The 20,270-nt window shown below is 69.0% G+C and carries 16 protein-coding genes and 1 pseudogene; 8 read left to right on the top strand and 9 right to left on the bottom strand.

Going from position 1 to position 20,270, the window contains the following annotated elements:
* Positions 1–667: 667 nt before the first annotated feature.
* The 3 genes from HCK00_RS22255 to HCK00_RS22245 all read left to right on the top strand — a co-directional run bounded on the left by HCK00_RS22255 (position 668) and on the right by HCK00_RS22245 (position 2,251).
* Entirely contained in the window at positions 668–1,027 is a 360-nt protein-coding gene (locus tag HCK00_RS22255; RefSeq protein WP_206320729.1) for a hypothetical protein, read from the top strand.
* A gap of 61 nt (positions 1,028–1,088) precedes the next feature.
* Positions 1,089–1,379, top strand: a complete 291-nt coding sequence (locus HCK00_RS22250) for a hypothetical protein (RefSeq protein WP_168103791.1) — start codon at positions 1,089–1,091, stop codon at positions 1,377–1,379.
* 611 nt (positions 1,380–1,990) lie between these two features.
* Positions 1,991–2,251, top strand: coding sequence for a YrhB domain-containing protein (locus HCK00_RS22245; protein ID WP_168103790.1), 261 nt, complete (start codon positions 1,991–1,993; stop codon positions 2,249–2,251).
* Between the two features lie 1,788 nt (positions 2,252–4,039).
* Here HCK00_RS22245 and HCK00_RS22240 read toward each other — a convergent pair.
* From HCK00_RS22240 to HCK00_RS22215, 6 genes are all read right to left on the bottom strand, one after another.
* A complete protein-coding gene (locus HCK00_RS22240) occupies positions 4,040–4,891 on the bottom strand; it encodes a citryl-CoA lyase (protein ID WP_206320728.1) in 852 nt (283 codons plus the stop codon).
* The gene (locus tag HCK00_RS22235) at positions 4,888–6,093 is read right to left on the bottom strand and encodes a CaiB/BaiF CoA transferase family protein (RefSeq protein ID WP_168103789.1); all 1,206 of its coding nucleotides are present in this window, start codon (positions 6,091–6,093) and stop codon (positions 4,888–4,890) included. The genes HCK00_RS22240 and HCK00_RS22235 overlap by 4 nt, the downstream gene beginning before the upstream one ends.
* Positions 6,093–6,854 carry an IclR family transcriptional regulator gene (locus HCK00_RS22230; RefSeq protein ID WP_168103788.1) on the bottom strand — a complete coding sequence of 254 codons (762 nt, stop codon included), beginning with the start codon at positions 6,852–6,854 and terminating at the stop codon, positions 6,093–6,095. The genes HCK00_RS22235 and HCK00_RS22230 overlap by 1 nt, the downstream gene beginning before the upstream one ends.
* 259 nt (positions 6,855–7,113) lie before the next feature.
* Positions 7,114–8,028 (bottom strand): hydroxyacid dehydrogenase, encoded by a 915-nt coding sequence (locus HCK00_RS22225; protein ID WP_311765431.1) that lies wholly within the window; start codon positions 8,026–8,028, stop codon positions 7,114–7,116.
* On the bottom strand, positions 8,021–8,602 hold the full coding sequence (locus tag HCK00_RS22220) for an RraA family protein (protein ID WP_168103787.1): 582 nt from the start codon (positions 8,600–8,602) through the stop codon (positions 8,021–8,023). The genes HCK00_RS22225 and HCK00_RS22220 overlap by 8 nt, the downstream gene beginning before the upstream one ends.
* Positions 8,603–8,619: 17 nt before the next feature.
* Positions 8,620–9,396: an IclR family transcriptional regulator gene (locus HCK00_RS22215; RefSeq protein ID WP_168103786.1), complete on the bottom strand. Its 777-nt coding sequence runs from the start codon at positions 9,394–9,396 to the stop codon at positions 8,620–8,622.
* Between the two features lie 166 nt (positions 9,397–9,562).
* Between HCK00_RS22215 and HCK00_RS22210 the strand changes: the two genes are divergently transcribed.
* The 5 genes from HCK00_RS22210 (at position 9,563) to HCK00_RS22190 (ending at position 15,444) form a co-directional block, all read left to right on the top strand.
* Positions 9,563–10,531 carry a Bug family tripartite tricarboxylate transporter substrate binding protein gene (locus tag HCK00_RS22210; protein WP_240965977.1) on the top strand — a complete coding sequence of 323 codons (969 nt, stop codon included), beginning with the start codon at positions 9,563–9,565 and terminating at the stop codon, positions 10,529–10,531.
* Positions 10,528–11,199, top strand: a complete 672-nt coding sequence (locus tag HCK00_RS22205; RefSeq protein ID WP_311765430.1) for a tripartite tricarboxylate transporter TctB family protein — start codon at positions 10,528–10,530, stop codon at positions 11,197–11,199. The genes HCK00_RS22210 and HCK00_RS22205 overlap by 4 nt, the downstream gene beginning before the upstream one ends.
* On the top strand, positions 11,199–12,722 hold the full coding sequence (locus HCK00_RS22200) for a tripartite tricarboxylate transporter permease (RefSeq protein ID WP_168103784.1): 1,524 nt from the start codon (positions 11,199–11,201) through the stop codon (positions 12,720–12,722). The genes HCK00_RS22205 and HCK00_RS22200 overlap by 1 nt, the downstream gene beginning before the upstream one ends.
* A gap of 280 nt (positions 12,723–13,002) precedes the next feature.
* Positions 13,003–13,860 (top strand): class I SAM-dependent methyltransferase, encoded by an 858-nt coding sequence (locus HCK00_RS22195; protein WP_168103783.1) that lies wholly within the window; start codon positions 13,003–13,005, stop codon positions 13,858–13,860.
* Between the two features lie 795 nt (positions 13,861–14,655).
* Positions 14,656–15,444, top strand: a complete 789-nt coding sequence (locus tag HCK00_RS22190; RefSeq protein WP_206320727.1) for a class I SAM-dependent methyltransferase — start codon at positions 14,656–14,658, stop codon at positions 15,442–15,444.
* A 300-nt stretch (positions 15,445–15,744) separates the two neighbouring features.
* Here HCK00_RS22190 and HCK00_RS22185 read toward each other — a convergent pair.
* The 3 genes and pseudogenes from HCK00_RS22185 to HCK00_RS22175 form a co-directional block, all read right to left on the bottom strand.
* A pseudogene (locus tag HCK00_RS22185) lies at positions 15,745–16,854 on the bottom strand (ATP-grasp domain-containing protein); the annotation flags it as partial.
* Between the two features lie 539 nt (positions 16,855–17,393).
* Entirely contained in the window at positions 17,394–18,632 is a 1,239-nt protein-coding gene (locus HCK00_RS22180; RefSeq protein ID WP_168103782.1) for a cytochrome P450, read from the bottom strand.
* Positions 18,633–18,694: 62 nt separating this feature from the next.
* On the bottom strand, positions 18,695–20,230 hold the full coding sequence (locus tag HCK00_RS22175; RefSeq protein WP_168103781.1) for an MFS transporter: 1,536 nt from the start codon (positions 20,228–20,230) through the stop codon (positions 18,695–18,697).
* Positions 20,231–20,270 lie beyond the last annotated feature (40 nt).

The raw sequence follows: 20,270 nt of genomic DNA, 5'->3' as shown, positions 1-20,270 counted from the left end.
AGGCTCATTGCCTTTGGCTCCCTTTACGGGCGGGGGATGCTCGGCGCCATGCATGGCGGAGGAACTACCAAATACACCCGCTGGGCCGTCAAGGGTGGCCATGCTCGCATCAATAGTATGGTCAGCGGTCCCAGGCAAGGGGGTCTGCCGATCTTTTGGGATCGTCGCGACATCTTCAAATAGGGCAGTAACGGAGTCCACCTTCATGGGAGGGAAGGAGTAGCGAAGAGATTCTTCCTTCCCGTGAAGCGCAAGTAATGTAAGCATGGGGCAAGTTCATGGAAAAGCGATTCTGTGCGACACGCAATCATATCGACCTAGGTGATGAACGGGTTGGGCCAGATCGTCCGAAGCCTATCGGTCTATCCGCGGTTCTCCGTGGCTGTCGATTTTCCCTCGCGGCGTGGGTGATCGTGACCGTTTCCGTCCATTTTCTTCTGGATTGGAGGGCGAGTGTATTCATTCTTGCCCTTTTTACCTCACTCTATGTGACGCTTTTCCTTTTCAGGGCCTGGAGGGGGCATTCCGTCAAATGTAGCTCTCTTGGTGCATTTGCTGGTTCGCTCCGGGTGGTTGATTTAGTCTCCTAACCTCGATCTTGCATGAGGTCCGCCAGCAAGCTGGCGGACCCTCATGCAAGATCGAGGCTAAAATCGCTGCTGCGGACGTGAGATTCAGTCAGAAGTCCGCCACCCGAGCCAAGGTCAGAATCGACAGAATCGCGCAGAACGGGTGGAAAGGCGAAGAACCCGTTGATGTTGTGATGATGCCTGACGGCAAGCTCACTTCCGTGGACAACCGTCGCGTTCTCGGCGCCAAGAAGGCTGGTGTCGATGTTCAAGCCCACATCCGTGGGTTCGACGAACCCTTGCCGCAGGAGATGATCGCTATTGAAAGGTTCAATACGAAGAGGGCCACGCCCACCACCTGGGGTGAAGCTGTGATGGCAAGGATCGATAAGCAGGGCGCTACGTACAGAAACAGCAATCCATTCGGTTCCAGCATTACAAGCTGGAATGGCGAATAGAATTCGAGGCTTCGAGATGGCTATAAATATGCCAGAGGGATTCACTTTTCCCGATCTATTCATGCGAGCAGCCGAGGCTGGCCTACTGGACTTGGATCCATGGTGGGCGCTTGACGACGCAACGACGGCTGCCAGGCACGCCGGCCTCAAGCAGCGTTACCCAACACGAAATCTGATCCCTTTTTCCCGTCGCCAGGACAACGACGAGGTGGCCTGCTGGGATATTGACCTTGGGGGCGTCTCCGTTGTGGAAGACTACTCGCCGCCCGGACAGGAACAGATCTATCACTTCGACGAATTCAGCCAGTGGTTGAAGTCCGCCCTCGATGACTTCATTGACTACGAAGAATAGCTGTGGTCTCCAGCGTCTCGTGAATTGAGGGCGAGCACGTGAGGTTCGAGGTCGGCCTACCCGGAGAGCCGACGGTGTGCAGCTGTTATTTCTCGCCCGTCGGGGAGGCGTCTCTAAGGTTGATCTGGTCGACTGAGTAACGGAAAGTGGCCCGTCGACTTCAAAGCCGGCGGGCCCTTTACACGTGCGGTCGGTACTGTCCGATGGCGAGGGATGCGAGTTGCGACCACTATGCCGCCGCGGAAGCAGCATTCCGACGTGAACTGGATCTCGCCCCGGGCGCAATCGACCTGATCCCCGCGTATGCCGAGTTCTGCCTGCGGGCCGACGGGTTCGAATAACCAGGGCGCACTTGTTAATGACGGCTGAGGCGAACGCCGTGATCGCCCGTGTCCTGGACGGCGAACCCATGGCCGGGCATGGGGCATTTTTCGTCGGGGTGGTGACCGGCTTATCACCTCGGTGCGGCCCTGCGCGATCCCAGTTCGGGGCATGGCCGCCTCACCCCTCTGGCCATCAAGGAGTGTCATGCGCCCGCGGCTATTGACCACGTTAACACGTGCCTACCCCCACATTGGCACCGTCGGCTACAAGTTCATGAGGGCAGACTAATGATTTCAGAAACTGAAGCTGAAGAGACCGCGCGGGAATTGTTGATGGCTAGCCGCAGGACTGACGAGCCGGAATTGGCGATCGACTGGACTGACATCGAGGTGAAGGAGGGGGTAATGATCGCTCCCTACAACTCAGCTCGGTTCCTGGAGACCCGAGACGTCGGCGATCAACTGCTCGACTGCTGGCCAATTCTTGTAGACCTGTCTACAGGGCACGCTAGGTTCGGTCGGTTGGAAGAGCGGGATTTCTGGCGCTGACCCGCTGTGCGGCCACTGACCCGTTCACCGGCCCGTTCGATGCCGGCGGCGGCCGGTGTGACCTTGTTCGGAGTCACACTGGCCGCCGCTCATGGCTGGGGGGAATCGTCGTACACCCATCCATCCGTTCATCGCGGCAGGCCTCCCCGCAGCGGAAACTCCGGACGCCCGCATCGCCACGTCCGGTGACGACATCGGCCGGAGCGGACTAAGGAACCTTCGACATTCACTACTACAGGAACGAAATGGCGGGTGCGCTCCATTATCACGACCACAAGGCAAAGCTCGACAGGGAGAGTAGACGGTGAGAGTTCGCTACATGGGGCCGTCGGATTCCGCACCTCCTGCCCCTGAGGATGGCAGGTATCACCTTGCGCCTGGCCGCGAGTATGCAGTACTCGAGGTCCACATTCGTAGCAATGACTCCACATCGCTTCGAATTGAGCATGCTCCAGGGGAACTCGCGGGCTTGTACAGCGGGAACTACGGAGTAATTCCGACTCAGTGGTACACGGTTCTGCATTCGCGTGGCGGGTTGAGTCTGGGACCCAAGGAATGGATTCTAGGAGACTTCTGGGAGCGGATGATGGAGCGCGATTCCGCCGCGGAGGCCTCCTTCGAGTCGACACGCGATGCGATCCGAAGCGAGGACCCGGTCCCCTGATCATAGAGCAGATGCGGCAACTCTCGTCAAAGCTTCATGTCGGGGGTTGTCGCATCTGTTTACAGCACGCAAGCCTCGGCGTTCTTGGGGCTGCAATTCCACCAACGGCGGCGGAGCGAGCCGAAGGCGTTTTTCTCCCTCTGCCGCCGTATGCACCGGATGCACCGGATGCACCGGATGCACCGGATGCACCGGATGCACCGGATGCACCGGGGAGCAACCCACACAAAGGGACCTTGAGCCTGCCGATGAGCGCCAGGCTACAGATCGGGCTGGGGGCCGAAACAGTGGCCTCCCTCGCTCCTCGGTTCGCCTGGGCCGGACCACCGTCGCCGAGATGCGGCAGATCGGCAGCCCGACCGATCCGCGTGCGCGTGGACCGGACTCACTGCGCGGCAATGGTGGCCACACTGCTGCGGTGATTACCGCGCAGACGGAGGTGAGCCGGTCTCCGGCCAGCCAGTCCTCACGGCGAGGCCCCTCTCCGCGCGACGGAAGGTGAGCCGGAAGCGAGGCCGCTCGAGCCAGGCCGCCAGAAGCAGTGCTGGCAGGGCAAGCGAGGGGTCTGGTGCACCTTCGTGCAGGCCTATCCCGCGGGGCGGCTCGCCCACCCCCTCGACCAGTAACCAAGATCCGGACCATACGCGGGCCAGCGCTCCGTCCATCCCCCACCCCACCTCCGTTTTCCCTGGTCAACGCGCCAAGCGCGATGTACCACCAGCAGACGAAGAATCTCCTGGTGTCGTACTCCCCGAAGAAGCTGGGCTTCTTCTAGAGAGCCGACAGAGGGCGCCTGACCAGGGTTTTCTCCTGCCGGGCGCCCTCCGCTCAGCGCGCGCAAACCCAGGCCCGGATCGCGTGGAAGATCCCACTTCCTCCCACCGCCGTCCCGCTCCCGACCAGCTCTTCCGGTCTATTTCCGGTCCAGGCTCCCGTTCACGTCCCGGGCCCCGCTCCCCGCTTAACGTCCACTCAGTCCACGTGTCACCTGTCGCTGGCGTGATAGCCCTGCATCGGCCTCCCCCGCCGAACAGGCATACCGCTCAGTGCAACTGAGCAACACCAGACCACATCCAAGAGCAATAAGCGGGCTCACCAGCTGCGCCACAGCCGGGTCAGGCGATTCATTCCAGGTGGCGCTCGGGTGTGCCGTGGTATCCGGCAAGGAGGGGGCGCGGGATGGGGCCCTTGATGCGGGCCCCGCCCTCGGTCTCCTCCCAGGCGTGGGCGAGGATGCCCACGCTGCGGGAAAGGACGAACAGGCCCCGGCCCAGTTGGGCGGGGAAGCCGAGCTCCGCATAGATGATCGCGGTGGCGCCGTCGATGTTCATCGGCACCGGCCGGTCGCGTCCGTCGGCGAGGGCCGCCTCCAGCTCCAGTCCGGCCCGCAAGGCATCGCCGGGCACCTCGCCCGCGTCGGCCGCCGTCCGGACCAGGTGCAGCAGCGGGTCGCGCCGGGGGTCGCGGGGATGGAAGCGGTGGCCGAAGCCGGGGATGTAGGCGCGATGGGCTCGGTACTCGGCGACGATCGCGGGGGCCTCTTCGCCGTCGACCACCCGGCGCAGTACCTCCATGCACTGCTGGCCCGCTCCGCCGTGGACGTCCCCGAGCAGGCCGACGCCGGTGGCGACGGCGCTGTTCAGGCCCACGCCGCAGGTGGCGGCCATGCGGGCGGCGGCGATCGAGGGGGCCTGCGGTCCGTGGTCGACGGCGGCGACCAGCGCGGCCTCCAGGAGCCGGCCCTGCACCGGGGTGGGCAGGTCGCCGCGGAGCATGAGCCAGATCTGTTCCGCGAAGGTGACGCGGCCGATCAGTTCCTCGACGGGGTAGCCTCGCAGCCGGATCTCGCCGGGGTGGATCTCGCTGACCGCCGTGGACCACCAGTCGGTGATTGCGCGTTCGGCGATCATCGGCTCGGCCCCGTACGTGGGCGCCGGGGCGGGGGCACCGGGCTTCGGTCCGATCGGGTCGCTCATACCGCACCGCCTTCGCGCAGGGCCGTGATCTCGGCCGCGGTGTAGCCGAGTTCGGCCAGTATTTCATCGGTGTGCTCGCCCAGCAGGGGTGGCGGGACAGGGGCCACGGCCGGTTCGTCGTCCACACGCACGGGACTGCCGAGGACATGCAGGGGCCGGTCCCGGCCGTCGGGGAAGGGCAGGTCGTGCACGAACCCGCGGGCTGCCAGGTGGTCCAGGGCGAGCGCGTCCGGAACTGACAGCACGCGTGCCGCCGGGACACCGGCGTCGGAGAGGATCTCCTCCCACTCCGCGGCCGACCGTGTCGCCAAGGCGGACTCGACCTCCTCGCGCAGGGCGTCGCGATGGGTCTTGCGGTCAACGGGGTGGGTGAAGCGTGGGTCGGTCGCCAGGTCCTCGCGTCCGACGAGCCGGCACAGGGTCGTGTACTGCTGCTGCCGGTTGGCGGCGATGTTCAGGTGGCCGTCGGCGGTGCGGAAGGTCCCGGACGGGGCGGCGGTGAAGTTCTCGTTGCCCATGGGCCGCGGGTCGCGGCCGCTGATGAGGTAGTTGGAGGTGACCCAGCCCATTGCGGTGAGGGCGGACTCCAGCATGGAGACGTCGACGAAGGCGCCCTCCCCGGTGCGTCCGCGGCGTACGAGGGCGGCCGCCACGGCATAGGCGGCGGCCATCCCGCCGAGGGTGTCGGCGACGGGGAACCCGGCGCGCAGCGGTGCCGTGCGGGGGGTGCCGGTGACGCTCATCATGCCGCTGAGGCCTTGGATGATCTGGTCGTAGGCCGGGCGGTCGCGCAGCGGACCGGTCTGGCCGAAGCCGGAGATGGCGCAGTAGACGAGGCGGGGGTTCTCGGCGCGCAGGGTCTTCCAGCCGACACCGAGCCGGTCCATCACCCCGGGACGGAAGTTCTCCAGCAGCACGTCGGTCTCGCGGACGGCGCGCAGGAGTGCCTCGCGTCCCTCGGGGGCCTTGAGGTTGAGGGTGAGGGAGCGCTTGCCGCCGTTCTGGGCCAGGAAGGAGGCTCCCAGCAGTTCCTCCCCCAGAGCACGGTCGGCGCCCAACTGGCGTGCGAGATCGCCGCTTTCGGGCATCTCGACCTTGATGACGTCGGCGCCCTGCAGGGCCAGTTGGTAACCGGCGAAGGGGCCGGCGAGGACGTTGGTCAGATCGAGGATCCGTACGCCCTCCAGGAGAGGGGTCGTCATCAGGCGCTGCCTCCGATGCAGTCGAGTGTGGTGAGGGCCCGCGCGGTCTCCAGCAGGGCCGGGGCGAAGTGGGCGACGGCCTCGTCGGTGAAGCGGGTGGTGGGGCCGCCCAGGGCGAGCGCTGCGGTCAGGCGGCCCGAGGGGCCGGCGAGCACGGGGGCCGCGACGCCGGAGACGCCGGGCTCGCGTTCGCCGTGGCTGACGGCCATTCCGCCGGCGGCGGCTCGGCGGGTGCGTTCCCAGAGCAGCCCGGCCCAGTCGTCGTCGGACGCGCCGGCGGCCACGGCGGCGACGTCCGCGCGGTCCGAGCAGGAGAGCAGTACGTGGCTCGCGGCGCCCGACCAGAGCGGCAGTTCGGTTCCGACGTGGACGACGTGGCGCAGTGAGCGGGTGCCTTCGTGCCGGGCGATGCAGACCCGCGTGTCGTGTTGGCGGACGAAGACGGAGACGGTCTCGCCGCCGCTCGCCTCGCTGAGGTCGGCGAGGCGGCGCAGCGCTTCTTCGGGCAGTCGCCAGGTGCGTCCGGCCAGTTCGGCCCAGCGCAGCAGGCCGGTGCCGGGGACGAGGTGGCCGTTGCCCCGGCTCCAGAGCAGGCCGCACTGCTCCAAGGTGTGGACCAGGCGTACGACGGTGCTCTTGGGCAGGCCGGTGGCATCGGTGAGTTCGCGCACGGATCTGCTGGGGTGCTCGGGGTCGAACAGGGCGAGGAGGTCGACCGCGCGCTGCACGCTGCGGACGCCGCCGGTGTCGGATTCAGGCATGCCGTCCTCTCGTGGTTGTGGCGCGGTGCGGTCCGCGCCCTGCGTCGGGCGGGCCGGACCTCACCGGGAGGCGGGCCGGTTCATCACAACATGGAACCGCCCAGTGGGACAAGCGAACCGCCTGGTGGTACAGCGGATGCCTGTCGGTCTGTGCGGATCGCACGAGGGCGCCTTGGCCGTCCGTCCGTGGCGGACCGTCCACGGTGGTTGCCCCGCAGGGCACCCGCCGGGTGCGGCGGGTGCCCTGCGGGGCCGCCGGTCAGGCGGCGAGGTGGGCGAGGATGTGGTCGGCGGCCTCGGTTGCCATCCGGCGCAGCGCCTCCTCGGTCTGGGCCCCGGTGTGCGGGGTGATGACGACCGAGGGTTCGTCGCGCAGCGGGTGGTCGTCGGGGAGCGGTTCGACGGCGGTGACGTCGAGGCCCGCGCCCGCGAGGTGGCCCCGCCGGACGGCGTCGAGCAGGGCGGACTCGTCGAGGATGCCGCCGCGCGAGGTGTTCACCACGACCGCGCCCTCGGGCAGGGCCAGCAGTTCGGGCAGGCCGATGAGATGGCGCGTGCCCTCGACGAGCGGGACGTGGAGGCTGAGGTTGTCGGCGCGGGAGAGCAGAGTCGCGAGGTGCGCGGGCTCGGCTCCGGCGGCGGTGATGTCGGCGGCCGGCATCATCGGGTCGTGGGCCATGACACGCATACCGAAGCCGTGTCCGGCGATCGTGGCGACCTCGCGGGCGATGCGGCCGAAGCCGACGAGGCCGAGCGTCGCGCCCGACAGTTCGCGGCCGCGGATCGCGGTGCGAGTGTCGCCCTCGTTGCGGACGGCGACGCCGATGCCCCGGCGCACGGCGAGCAGCAGGGCCACCGCATGCTCCGCGACGGACCGGCTGTTGGCCGTCGGGGTGGTGGTGACGGCGATCCCCAGTTCCTTGGCGGTGTCCACGTCCACGGTGTCGAGGCCGACGCCGTGCCGGGCAACGATCCGCAGCCGCGGGGCGCGGCGCATCATGGTGCCGTCGACGCGCACGGTGCGCAGCAGGACGGCGGCCACCCGGTCGCTGACCTCGTCGAACGAGGTCGCCCCGGGCCCGTAACCGGTCGCCACCTCAGCGTACGGGCGCAAGCGGGCCAGCGCGTCCTCGTGGACCGGCCGCGGGATCCACACGAGCGGGAGGTCAGACACGGGGCACCAGCCGCTGGTTGGCCGCGCGGCGCTCGGCCTCGCCCTCGATGAGGCGGCGGGTGGTCTCCACGACCTCGTCGACCTGCCCGAACGGGACGACGGCCACCCCGTCGTCGTCGCCGAGGACCCAGTCCCCGGGCATGACGGGCACACCGCCGACGGCGATCGGACCACCGGTGCGGAACGGGCCGGTCTTCCAGGGGCCGGCGGGGGTGATCGCGCGGGCGAAGACCGGGACCCCGAGTCCGGCCAGTTCCGTGACGTCGCGGGCGGCGCCGTCGAGGACGATGCCGCCGATCTTCAGCGCCTTGGCCTTCTGCACGACGAGTTCACCGATGAGCGCGCGGGTCTCGTCGCCGCCACCGTTGACGACGAGCACCTCCCCGCGCCGTATGGACTCGAACGCGGCGTGCAGACCCTTGTTGTCGCCGGGGCGTGTCCACACGGTGAACGCGGGTCCGGACAGGACCGCGCCGGACCACAGCGGGCGGATGCCGGCGGCGACGCCGAAGCGGTCCATCGCGTCGGACACGGTGGCGACGGGCAGGGCCCCGGGGGGCGGATAGTCGTGCACGGTTCTCCTTGGGTCGGTCAGTACAGAGCGGGAGGCAGGCCGGTCCGGGCGATGTCCTCGGCGCACCGCAGGACGGCGTGCACGAAGCCGGGGATCTTGTCCTGGGTGAAGCGCACGGTGGGACCGCCGACGGCGAGCACCACCGGGCGGGCGAAGACGGCGCCGGCGGGCGACGGCACGGGGACGGCGAGGCCGCTGTTGCCCGGTTCGCGCTGGCCGTGGGTGACGCACCAGCCGCGTTCGGCTGCGGCGTCGGCCCCGGCGCGCAGGGCCTCGGGGTCGCCGCCGGACTCCTCGGCGATGCGCCCGATGAGCCGTTCGCGCTCCTCGGGCGGTTCGAGGCTGAGCAGGACGTAGGCGGCGGAGCCCACGCCCATGGTCAGGGCGTCGCCCGGCTCCACCACGTGGCGCAGGGTGCTGGGGCTCGGGGCCTGGCCGACGACGACCCGGCGCACCCCTTCCCGGACGTACAGGCTCACCGTCTCGCCGGTCTCGGCGGCCAGGGCCCGCATCCGGGCCAGGGAGGCGGTCGGGACGGTCCAGGCCGCCTCGGCGAAGGCGGCGAAGGCGATGAGGCTGGTGCCGACCCGGACGCGACCGTCCGCCCCGGACTCCACCAACCCCTCCCCGGCCAGGGTCTCCACGAGGCGCAGCACGGTGGTCCTGGGCAGGCCGGTCTCGTGGACGAGGTCGTTCAGCGTGAGTGACATGCGTTCCGGGGTGAAGGCGCGCAGCACCTGCCACGCCCGGCTCACCGCCCGGATTCCTCCGCCACCGTCGATTGTCGGGGACATCGGTTCCCTTCTTCGTCCTGTCGTATCCATTGCTTCGTCCCTGAGGTGCTGTTTACCATCTGGCGGTCATGAATATCCACCAGATGGACAGGTCCGGATAGCAGGCCGCCGCAGAACCGGCCCGGATCGAGGTCACAAGGGAGTGATCGTGCAAAGGAAACGTTTCTTGCTCAGGGCCATCGGCGCCCTGGGCACCCTGGCGCTCGCGGGGGCGGCCACCGTGGACGCCAGCAACTCCACGACGGGCGCCACTCCGCGGTCGAAGCTGACAGTGACGGCACCCGCCGCGCCCGGCGGCGGCTGGGACCTGGCGTCACGCGAGTTCCAGCAGTCCCTGCGGTCCGACTCGATCGTCAACAACGTCCAGGTCGTCAACGTGCCCGGAGCGGGCGGCACCATCGGGCTCGGGCAGTTCGTCGAACTCGGCGCCGACCCGACGCGGCTGATGATGACGGGCACCGTCATGGAGGGTGCCATCACGGTCAACAAGTCGCGGGTGGACCTGGAGAACACCACGCCGATCGCCCGGCTCGCCGAGGACTACCAGGTCTTCATCGTCCCCGCGGACTCCCCGTACAAGACGCTCCAGGACTTCGTGAAGTCATGGAAGAAGAACCCGCACAGCCACGCGGTGGCCGGCGGCGGGCTCGGCGGCACCGATCACCTGCTCGCCGGTCTCACCGCCCGTGAGGCCGGCATCGACCCGCGCGAGGTCAACTACATCTCGTTCGCGGGTGGCGGCGAAGTGCTCACGGCGCTGCTGTCGGACACCGTGGAGATCGGCGTCAGCAGCTACAACGACTTCCGCGACCAGATCGAGGCCGGCAACCTGCGCGCCCTGGCGGTCTCGGCCGACGAGCCGGTGCCGGGCATCGACACCCCGACCTTCATCGAGCAGGGCATCGACGTGTCGCTGCCCAACTGGCGCGGTCTTGTGGCCCCGCGGGGCATCAGCGACGGGGAGCGCGAGGAACTGACCGACATCGTCACCGAGGCGACGAAGACCGCAGCGTGGAAGGACGCCCTCGACCGCAACCGGTGGGTGGACAGTGTCCTGACCGGCGAGGAGTTCGCCGAATTCATCCGCGAGGACCAGGCGCGGGTCAACGACATCATCGAGGAGCTGGGCCTGTGACCAGAGCGTCCGCGCCGGACACAGGACCGGCCGCCTACCTGAGCCGCCGAACCGGCCTGATCGTCCCGCTGCTGCTCCTGGTGACCGGCGTCGTGCTGGGGGTCGGCACGCTCACCATGGACGTGCCCGCCAACGTGACCTCGCCCGGACCGCAGCTCTTCCCCACAGTGATCGGCGCCGGGTGCGTCGTGTTCGCCGTCCTCCTCGGTGTCGACGTCCTGCGCCGCCCCGAGCCCGAGCAGATAGCGGCCCCCGCCGACGGTCTCGCCGGCACCGGCACCGCCCCGTTCACGGCGGCGGCCGCCCCCGCCGTTCCCGTCGGGGACGCGGAGACCGCGACCTCGCCGAGCGCCACCGCGAACCCGGACCCGGACCCGGATGCGGACGACGCGTCCACCGAGGACGCCACCGAGACCCGGGTCCGCAGCAATCGCTGGGCGGTGACCGGCCTGGTCGGCACGATCGTCGCGTTCATCGCGCTGCTCGAACCGCTCGGCTGGCTGCTCTCCGGCACGATGCTGTTCTGGGGCGTCGCCCGTTCCCTCGGCAGCAGGCGCCCGGTGTTCGACCTCTTCCTGTCACTCACCGTCTCGTCCCTCGTTCAACTGGCCTTCTCTGCGGGCCTGGGCCTCAGCCTTCCCCCGGGCGTCCTGGCAGGAGTGTTCTGATGGAGTCTCTAGGCAATCTCGGCGACGGGTTCCTCACGATCCTGACGCCGATGAACATGCTGTGGGTGCTGGTCGGCGCCCTGCTGGGCACAGCCGTGGGCGTACTGCCCGGCCTCGGCTCAGCCATGGCGGTGGCGCTGCTGCTGCCCGTGACCTTCTCGCTCGACCCGGTCGGCGCGTTCATCATGTTCGCCGGCGTGCTCTTCGGCGGACTGTTCGGCGACTCGACCGCAGGCATCCTCATGAACACCCCCGGCAACAGCACCGCGATCGCCGGATCCATCGAGGGCCACCGGATGGCGAAGTCGGGCCGCGCGGCCCAGGCGCTGGCAACCGCGGCCATCGGAGCGTTCATCGGCGGCATCCTCTCCTCCGTGCTCGTGGTGTTCTTTGCCCCCTACCTGGCCGAACTTGCCACGATCTTCGGCCCCGCCGAGTACCTGGCGCTCGCCGTGTTCGCGTTCGTCGCGATCTCCGCCGTGGTCAGCGAGTCGATCCTGCGCGGTCTGGCCGCCCTGGTGATCGGTCTCGCCATCAGTCTGGTGGGCGTCGACGGCATGTCCGGCGCCGCCCGCTTCACCGGGGGCCTGCCGGAACTGTTCGACGGCATCAACATCGTGGTGATCACGGTCGGGCTGCTCGCCCTCGGCGAGGTCATCGCGGTCGCCGCACGGCGCGGCACCAAGGAGGACCTGCAGGTGATGCCCTCCACGGGCCGTCTGTGGCTGTCCCGCAAGGAGATCCGCCTCGCGATGCCCGCATGGCTGCGCGGCACTGCCATCGGCGTGCCGTTCGGCATCATCCCCGTCGGCGGATCGGAGGTCCCCACCTTCCTCGCCTACGGCACCGAGCGCCGGCTCGGCTCGCGCCGCAAGGACTCCCTGTTCGGCAGGGGTGCCATCCAGGGCGTGGCCGGACCGGAGGCGGCGGGCAACGCCACCGCCGGCACCGCGATGGGCGCCCTGCTCGCCCTGGGCCTGCCGACCTCGGCGACGGCCGCCGTGCTGCTCGCCGCCTTCCGCCAGTACGGCCTCCAGCCGGGCCCGCTCCTCTTCGAGCGCGCCAGTGACCTGGTATGGGCGCTGCTGGCCAGCTTTTTCGTGGCCATGGTCGTGCTGCTGGTACTGAACCTCCCCTTCGCGCCGCTCTGGGCGAAGCTCCTGAAGGTGCCGCGCCACTACCTCTACAGCGGGATCACCGTGTTCGCGATGCTGGGCGTGTACGCGACCAGCAGCAAGATCCTCGATCTCGTCCTGGTGCTGGCCATCGGGCTCCTGGGCTTCGCCATGCGCCGCTACGGGCTGCCCGTGGCACCCGTCCTGATCGCGGTCATCCTCGGCCCGCTCGCCGAGACAGAGTTCCGCCGGGCGATGGCGGTCAGCGAGGGCGACCCGACGGTGCTCGTGTCGAGCCCGATCACCATCGTCCTGTATCTGGTGCTCGTGCTCGGTGTCACTGGTCTGCTGATCCAGCGCGCCCGGGCCCGCCGCCGGGCCACCGCGGCCGCGGGCCCGGCGGCCTGAGCGACCGCACCGGGCGCGCAGCAGTCCGCGCACCTCCCCGGGCCCGTGCAGGGGCGCGGGGGCTCCGGCGAGGTCCCGGGTGAGGCATCCGTGGTCGCGGGGAGGCTTCAGACCCCGGCGGCCACGTGCATGGCTCCCGTCCGCGCTTCCGTGCGCCCCGCCGTATGGCCCTCGCCCAGGCGCGTTCCGGGGAAGTGGTGGAGGCAGCAGGGGCGGTCGGCTGGGCCGGTCCGGCGGCGACGGCCTGCTCGGTGGGCCGTCCTGACGCGAGGAGCGGGACATGAGGGATCCATCGGCGCCGGAGGTCGGCGAATGGTACGACCGTTTCGGGGGCCTGTACGGCCTGACCATGGGCGACAGCATGCACATGGGCATGTGGGCCGACGGTGTGCGGACAGAGACGGAGGTGGCGACGGCCGAGGAGATGTGGGAGGAACTCACTCGGGCCCAGGACTCCTGGACCTCCACCCTCATCAACGTGGTCGGGCTGCTGCCGGGACAGCACATGGTGGACATCGGCTGCGGGACGGGCCGGCCCACCGTGCGGATCGGCACCGAATCGGGCGCGAACGTGCTCGGCGTGACGGTCAGCGCCGCGCAGGTTGAGGCCGGCCGCGACCGCGCCGTGAAGGCGGGAGTGGCCGACCGGGTCACCTTCGAGCAGGCCGACGCCATGGCTCTCCCCCAGGAGTCCGGCTCCTTCGACGCCGCCTGGGCGATCGAGTCCTTCGCCCACTTCTCCGACCGCCCCGCCGCGATCCGCGAGGTCCGGCGGGTGCTGCGGCCCGGAGGCCGCTTCGTCCTCGCGGACTGCTACGAAGCCGTGCCCTTCACTCCCGAGGAGGTCCAACTCTTCCAGGCCGCGTTCGCCCTCTCCCGTCTGCCCGCCGGTCCCGGGGACTACTCCCGCATGCTCGGCGAGGCCGGCTTCACCATCCGGGGGACACGCGACATGTCCCGGGAGTTCAAGCCCACCTACGAGTTGATCCCGCGTCTGTTCACCGCGAGGCGCACCCAGATCGCGCAGCTGGTGGGCACCGACGCCATGGCGCAGCTCGACACCGTCTACCCGCGCATCCTCACCCTGTGCCGGGACAAGATGGGGTACACCATGGTCAACGCCGTGAAGACCCCCTGACAACGACGGCCCACCCCGGCGTCCGGGGACTCCGCCGGCTGCCAGGCCAAGGCCAAGGCCACCCGGCATGCACCCCGTCGTCGGCCGGCGTCCCAGGTCGGCAGGCCCCTCACCCGCCGGGAAGAGCGGTTCGGCGGGGAACGGGCCGGTCACCGTCACCTGGCACAAGATCGCCTGTCAGAGGGCACTTCCGCACGCCGTGGTACCGCCCACCGACCCGGAAGACGATGGAGTCGTGGGCGAACAGCACGCCGACCAGGAGCACTGCGCCGGAACGACACGGTCGCCGCGGACGGGATGTTCACCACGCCAGCTCCCCCTGCACACAGATGACGGCAGGCAACAGAAGACCTCAAGCACCCAGGCCCGGAGTGGCCGGCCCGGCGGCGCTTGTGAGCGAGGATTTCAGACAGCGGCCTACGTGGCGAGGCGGGTGAGTCGTTTGTAGCAACACAGGGCAGCGGCGAGGCCGGGAAAGGGGGACCGTAAGACGTTCGGTGCAACTCCTGATCAAGGAAGATGCATCGATGACCAGTGAGAACGTGACCGAGACGCAGTCCGTCGAGACGCCTGAGCCGCAGCCGTCCAGGGCGTTGGACGACCAGCTCATCGACGAACCGGTGGGCCGGGCCCAAGCCGGGGGCGCCTGCTGTCTCCTGGGAGGGCCCGCCGCACCGAACGTGGCCCGGACAGGGAGAGGACTCCCGGGTAGAGGAGATCGACCCGTACGACGACGCCCCGCAGCAGTTGGCCGCAGCCAGGAACCGCACTGATGCAGCACACGTCTCCCGCACCATGATCTCCAGCGAGCACCAAAAGCCCGTGATGTCCGTCAGGCTGGTCTCGCCGTCCGCGGTGGGGGTGGATTCACCGAAGGTCAACGACTACGACGGCTTCGCCGAGGCGTACACGGCCGTGAATGAAACCAACCTGGTCAATGCCTACTACGAGCGTCCCGCGATGCTGGCCCTCGCTGGCGACGTGGCCGGGCGGCGGATCCTCGACGCCGGCTGCGGATCGGGGCTCCTGTTTGCCGCGCTGCGCGACCGTGGCGCCATGGTGAGTGGCTTCGACTCGAGCGCCGGGATGCTGGAGCTGGCCCGGCGGCGGCTCGGCGACGGTGCGGACCTCCAGGTGGCGGACCTGGGCAGTCCGCTTCCTTACCCTGATGACGCGTTCGATGATGTGGTCGCGTCGCTGGTGCTGCACTACCTGGAGGACTGGGGGCCGGCGCTGGCCGAGCTGCGACGCGTACTCAAGCCCGGTGGCCGGCTGATCGCGTCTGTCGACCATCCCTTTGCCGTCAACCTCATACACCGCGAGGCCGGCCGCGAGGCCGCATGCAACTACTTCGACACCACCAGATGGACCGTAGAGTGGACCATAGGCAGCCAGACCGCCCTGGTGAGTCGCTGGCACAGGCCGCTGCACGCGATGATCGAGGCTTTCACCGGGGCCGGTTTCCGGATCACGGTCATCAGCGAGCCGGATCCTGATCCCGCCGCCCGCGAGCTGTTTCCCGAGGCCATCGCGGCCATGCCGCGCTTCCTGTCCTTCCTGTTCTTCGTCCTGCAGTCCGAGTAGCAACCAGAACGACAGTCCCGATCATGCCGAGCACCGCCTTGCGCTTGCCCAACATGGTGAACTTCCGCATCAGCGATCCCCTCAGTTGCCAGATCCGAGGTGCACTGCCGTAACCCGGTATGAGCTTGTCCGCCGGCCAGCCCTCCGTCAACGACGGCAACGGGCCATCAACACGGGTGCGCGGTACGGCCCGAGGCCCAAATTGAAGCGGCAGATGCCGCTGTATGAACGGGATCGGCCGGTAGGGGGTGTGGCGGCGCTGAGAGGTCGTGAGCCCTCCGGGCCGGCCTGCCGTGGGACGGCGCGGGTGGTGGCGGTCTCGGTGGTGGGGCCGGTGGTGATGAGGTAGCCGATCCGGGCGGTGAACATGTCGCCGCCGTCCGCGGGCAGGACGAGCCGGGCACCGGGGTGGTGCTGGAAGTGGAACCGGTCCGGCCAGGTGGGGTCCGGGCCGTCGAAACGGAGGTCGGTGAGCGTGCCTGAGGTCTCGGGGTAGATCAGCCGGATCGAGGCAGCGAAGGACCTGGGGCGGGTGAGGTCGGGGGCGTGGCCGCAAGCGATGTCGGCCGCGGCGCGCGGCAGGTCGATGCCGGTGGCCAGGCGGACCAGGTGGCCGATCATGTCTCCGGCCAGTCGTCCGTTGACCTCGATGAGCCGGGGCCGTCCGTCGACGAGGCGCATCTCGACGTGGCTGACGCCCTCCGTGACGCCCAGGGCTCGGAGGGCGTGCCGTGCGGTGGGAGCGACGTGGGCGAGGAGGGGGTCCGCGGCGTCGACGGAGTGCGCGATTTCCTCGAAGTGCGGAGGCTCGCTGACGGTCTTGCGGGTGATGGCGACGACGGTGGTCTCGCCGCGGTAGGTGACGGACTCGACGGAGATCTCGGGGCCGTCGAGGTACTCCTCGATCAGCACGTCGGTGCTTTCCAGTCCCCGGGCCGCGGCCCGGCCGGCGGACGAGTAGGCCGTCGCGAGCTGAGCGGGGGTGTCGGCGCGGATCACGCCGATGCTGGCCGCGTGAGCAGCAGGTTTCACGACGACCGGGTAGCCGATGCGCTCGGCAGCGGCATGTGCCTCCTCGGCGGTACGGACACTCACCGACACGGCCGAGGGCACGCCGTGGCGGGCGAACAGGCGCCTTGCGGCGGCCTTGTCGCGGCAGGCCCGCATCGTGTCCGGTGACACAGTGGGCAGGCCGAGTTCGCGTGCGAGGCGGGCGACCGGGACGAGGTACCACTCCGTCCAGGTGAACACCCCGGCGACATCGTGACGATCGGCCAGCGTCCGGCCCGCTGCGGACAGCGCCGCCTGGTCCGTCGGGTCGGGCACGATCACGCAGTCACGGATGTACGGGACCTCCCACGACGGCTCCTCACCGGTGATGAGGACGACGCCGTAGACGGCGGCGACGCTTGCCCTCTCCGCGCGAGCGGAGGTGAGCCGGAAGCGAGGCCGCTCCGGCCAAGCCTTCGGAGCCAGGCCGCCAGAAGCGGTGCCGACAGGGCAAGCGAGGCGTCTGGTGCACCTTCGTGCAGGCCTATCCCCCAGGGCCGCAGGCCCACCCCCTCGATCAGGACCAAGATCCGGACCATACGCGGGCCAATGCTCCGCCCGTCCCCCACCCCGCCTCCGTTTTCCCTGGTCAACGCGCCAAGCGCGATGTACCGTCAGCAGACGAAGAATCCTGGTGTCGTACTCCCCGAAGAAGCTGAGCTTCTTCTAGAGAGTCGACGGAGGGCGCCTGACCAGGACGGATGCAGGTCAGGCGCCCTCCTCGGTGTCCGGGCGGACAGCACGCCGAATTGCCGCCTCACTCCCGATATGTCCACCGGTGTCCCAGCTCCGACCAGCAGTTCCGGAGCATTTCCGGGCCGGATCGCCTGTGTGTCCCGTGTCAAGTAGCTGGCGCGTTTTCGGGTTCGGGAAAGTTCACAGACTCCTCTGCCCGCCGGTTACCAGGTGACGGGCAGGGCGTGGAGGCCGTAGATGACGGCGTCGTATTTGAAGGGGATGGTGTTGAGGTCATCGACGGTCCGGAGGGTGGGGATGCGGCGGAACAGGGTGTGGTAGACGACCTGGAGTTCCATGCGAGCCAGGGGCTGGCCGACGCAGTGGTGGGTTCCGGCGCCGAATGCCTGGTGCCGGCGTGCATTGCGGGTGATGTCGAGACGGTCGGGGTCGGGAAAGACGGCCGGGTCGCGGTTGGCGAGTTCGCCGAGGAGGATGACGCCTTCTCCGCCGCGAATGGTGTGGCCGGCGATGTCGATGTCCTCCAGCGCGGTGCGACGGCGGCCGAGATGAGCGATGGAGAGGTAGCGCAGGAGTTCCTCGACGGCGTCACGGATGACGGCGGGATTGTCCGTGTCCCGGATGACCGCGAGCTGGTCGGGGTGTTGCAGGAGCAGGAGGGTTCCGAGGCTGATCATGTTGGCGGTGGTCTCGTGTCCGCCGAGGAGAAGCAGGACGCCCATGGTGACGGACTCGCGGCGGGTGAGTTCTCCGGCCTCGATCTGGGCGCAGAGGCTGGAGAGGAGGTCGTCGCCGGGCTCCTTGAGTTTGCGGCCGACGAGGTCGTCGAGGTAGGCGGCGAGGTTGGTGTGGGCCGTGTGCCGGTCCTGGGGGGTGGCGACTGCGGAGACGATGGTCTTGCTGTTGCTCTGGAAGAACTCGTGGTCCTGGTAGGGAACGCCGAGCAGTTCGGAGATGACCAGGGACGGGATCGGCAAAGCGAGGTCCTGGACGAGGTCCGCGGGTCGGGGGCCCTCCAGCAGGGCGTCGATGAACTCGTCGGTCATCTTCTGGACGCGGGGGCGCATCGCTTCGACGCGTTTGATGGTGAAGGCGCCGCTGACCATGCGGCGCAGCCGCGCGTGTTCGGGGTCGTCCATGCCGATGAAGCTCAGGTCGGCGGCGCCGGCGTGGGCGTGTGAGGGATCCACGGGGCTCGGAAAGCCCGGCTGGGTGAACTGCGCGCTCAGCCGCGGGTCGGAGAGCAGTGCCTTCTGCTCCGCGTGCCCGGTCACGACCCAGGGAGTGCTGTCTCCCCAGGAGCGGACACGGGTGAGCGGCCCATGGTCGGACAGGGCCCGCATGTCGGGTGAGGGTGCGAAGGGGCAGGCGGAGGAACGGGGTTCGGGGAAGACGGGCAGGCCCAGGCTGTCGGCTTCGGGCGCGGCGGGCGTGTGCGTCATGGGTCTCTCCGTCGGTCTGTGGGGTCTTCGGTTGAAGGTGCCTGGGGGTGTTGGTGACCGGGTCAGTCGGTGGACGTCCCCCGTGTCGCCGGTGTGTCCGCGGGCCGGGCGCCCGGAGCGGCGGCTGCGGCGGTCGCCTTCGGGACCGGCGCGGAGCCGGTCGGACTGGTGGCGTCGTCGCCGGTGCCGGGCCGGTTCGCGGCCGGTTTGCGGTAAGGGATGGCCAGGGTGATCGCGGCTGCGGCCAGGGCGACGACGCATCCGAGCAACAGTCCGGTGCGGAACCCGCTCTCACTGGGAACCGGCTGCGCGCCCGCTCCCTGTGTCATCTGGGCCAGAATGATGCCGACGACCGCGGCGGCGACGGAGGTGCCCACCGAGCGCAGAAGGGTGTTGAAGCTGTTCGCGGACGCCGTCTCGGACTGCGGGACGCCGCCCATGATGAGGGCGGGCATGGCCCCGTAGGCGAGGGCTACACCGGTGTTGCAAACGCAGGTGACGATGAGCAGCCCCCAGGTCGAGCCCATCAGCAGCAGCGAGGAGCCGTAGCCGAGGGCGATGACCAGGCTTCCCACGAAGAGGGTCGTCTTCGGGGACCGGGCGGTGGAAAGTTTCGCGCCGAGGGGGGAGACAACCATCATCATCAGCCCCGAGGGGGCCATCCACAGGCCGGCGGCCAGCATGGACTGGCCCAGGCCGTAGCCGGTCCTCTCGGGCAGCTGCAACAGCTGGGGCACCAGCAGCGCGGCGGCGTACATGGAGAAGGCCACCACGAAGGAGGCGGCGTTGGTCACCAGCACCAGCGGGCGCGCGGTGACGCGGAGGTCGACCAGCGGCGAGGGTGTGTGGAGCTCCCACCAGCCCCAGACCAGCAGGATCACCGGCGAAAGGATCAGGAGGACGAGGGTAGTGGCGCTGCCCCATCCCCAGTCGGCGCCCTTGGAGACACCCAGCAGCAGACAGATCAGACCGGTGCCCAACCCCAGGGCGCCGAGCAGGTCGAACCTGGCTGTCCGCTCCTTCTGGGCGGGAGTGGCGGGGATGACCAGGTAGATGAGCACGCCGACGACGGCGCTGAGCGCTGCGGAGACCCAGAACAGGATGCGCCAGTCGGCGCCCTCGGCGACCGCCGCGGCGAACGGCAGGCCGAGTGCGCCACCGATGCCGAGCGACGAGCTGATGAGGGCGATCGAGGAACCCAGGCGTTCCGGGGGCATGATGTCGCGCAGGGCGCTGATGCCGAGGGCAACGATGCCCATGCCAACGCCTTGCAGGGCGCGGCCCACGACCATCGGGATCAGCGAGTCGGCCAGCGCGCACACGACCGACCCCACGACCAGCGGCACACAGCAGGCCAGCAGGATCCTGCGCTTGCCGTACAGGTCTCCGAGCCGTCCGCTGACGGGGGTGGTCACGGCGCCGGCCAGGAGCGTGGCCGTGACCGCCCAGGAAGCGTTGGAGGCGGTGGTGTTCAGCAGGGTGGGCAGACTGCCGATCAGCGGTACGACGAGAGTCTGCATGAGGGCGGCGACGATGCCGGCGGCCGCCAGCACGGAGATGCTCCTGCCCGGGTGGACGACAGGTCTGAGGGTGGTCATGGTGCTGTTCCGTCGTTATGGAGGTGATGCCGCGCACCGT

The organism is Streptomyces zingiberis, assembly GCF_012034935.1.
Taxonomy (GTDB): Bacteria; Actinomycetota; Actinomycetes; order Streptomycetales; family Streptomycetaceae; genus Streptomyces; species Streptomyces zingiberis.
Note: the sequence above shows the minus strand (reverse complement) of the source record. Positions and strands in the feature narration are given on the sequence as shown.

Bases quoted from the DNA above. Each gene is read 5' to 3' on its own strand.
- HCK00_RS22245 (WP_168103790.1), top strand. From the start codon at position 1,991: ATGATTTCAGAAACTGAAGCTGAAGAGACCGCGCGGGAATTGTTGATG.
- HCK00_RS22250 (WP_168103791.1), top strand. From the start codon at position 1,089: ATGCGAGCAGCCGAGGCTGGCCTACTGGACTTGGATCCATGGTGGGCG.
- HCK00_RS22215 (WP_168103786.1), bottom strand. From the start codon at position 9,396: ATGTCCCCGACAATCGACGGTGGCGGAGGAATCCGGGCGGTGAGCCGG.
- HCK00_RS22235 (WP_168103789.1), bottom strand. From the start codon at position 6,093: ATGACGACCCCTCTCCTGGAGGGCGTACGGATCCTCGATCTGACCAAC.
- HCK00_RS22230 (WP_168103788.1), bottom strand. From the start codon at position 6,854: ATGCCTGAATCCGACACCGGCGGCGTCCGCAGCGTGCAGCGCGCGGTC.
- HCK00_RS22195 (WP_168103783.1), top strand. From the start codon at position 13,003: ATGAGGGATCCATCGGCGCCGGAGGTCGGCGAATGGTACGACCGTTTC.
- HCK00_RS22200 (WP_168103784.1), top strand. From the start codon at position 11,199: ATGGAGTCTCTAGGCAATCTCGGCGACGGGTTCCTCACGATCCTGACG.
- HCK00_RS22175 (WP_168103781.1), bottom strand. From the start codon at position 20,230: ATGACCACCCTCAGACCTGTCGTCCACCCGGGCAGGAGCATCTCCGTG.
- HCK00_RS22240 (WP_206320728.1), bottom strand. From the start codon at position 4,891: ATGAGCGACCCGATCGGACCGAAGCCCGGTGCCCCCGCCCCGGCGCCC.
- HCK00_RS22190 (WP_206320727.1), top strand. From the start codon at position 14,656: ATGATCTCCAGCGAGCACCAAAAGCCCGTGATGTCCGTCAGGCTGGTC.
- HCK00_RS22180 (WP_168103782.1), bottom strand. From the start codon at position 18,632: ATGACGCACACGCCCGCCGCGCCCGAAGCCGACAGCCTGGGCCTGCCC.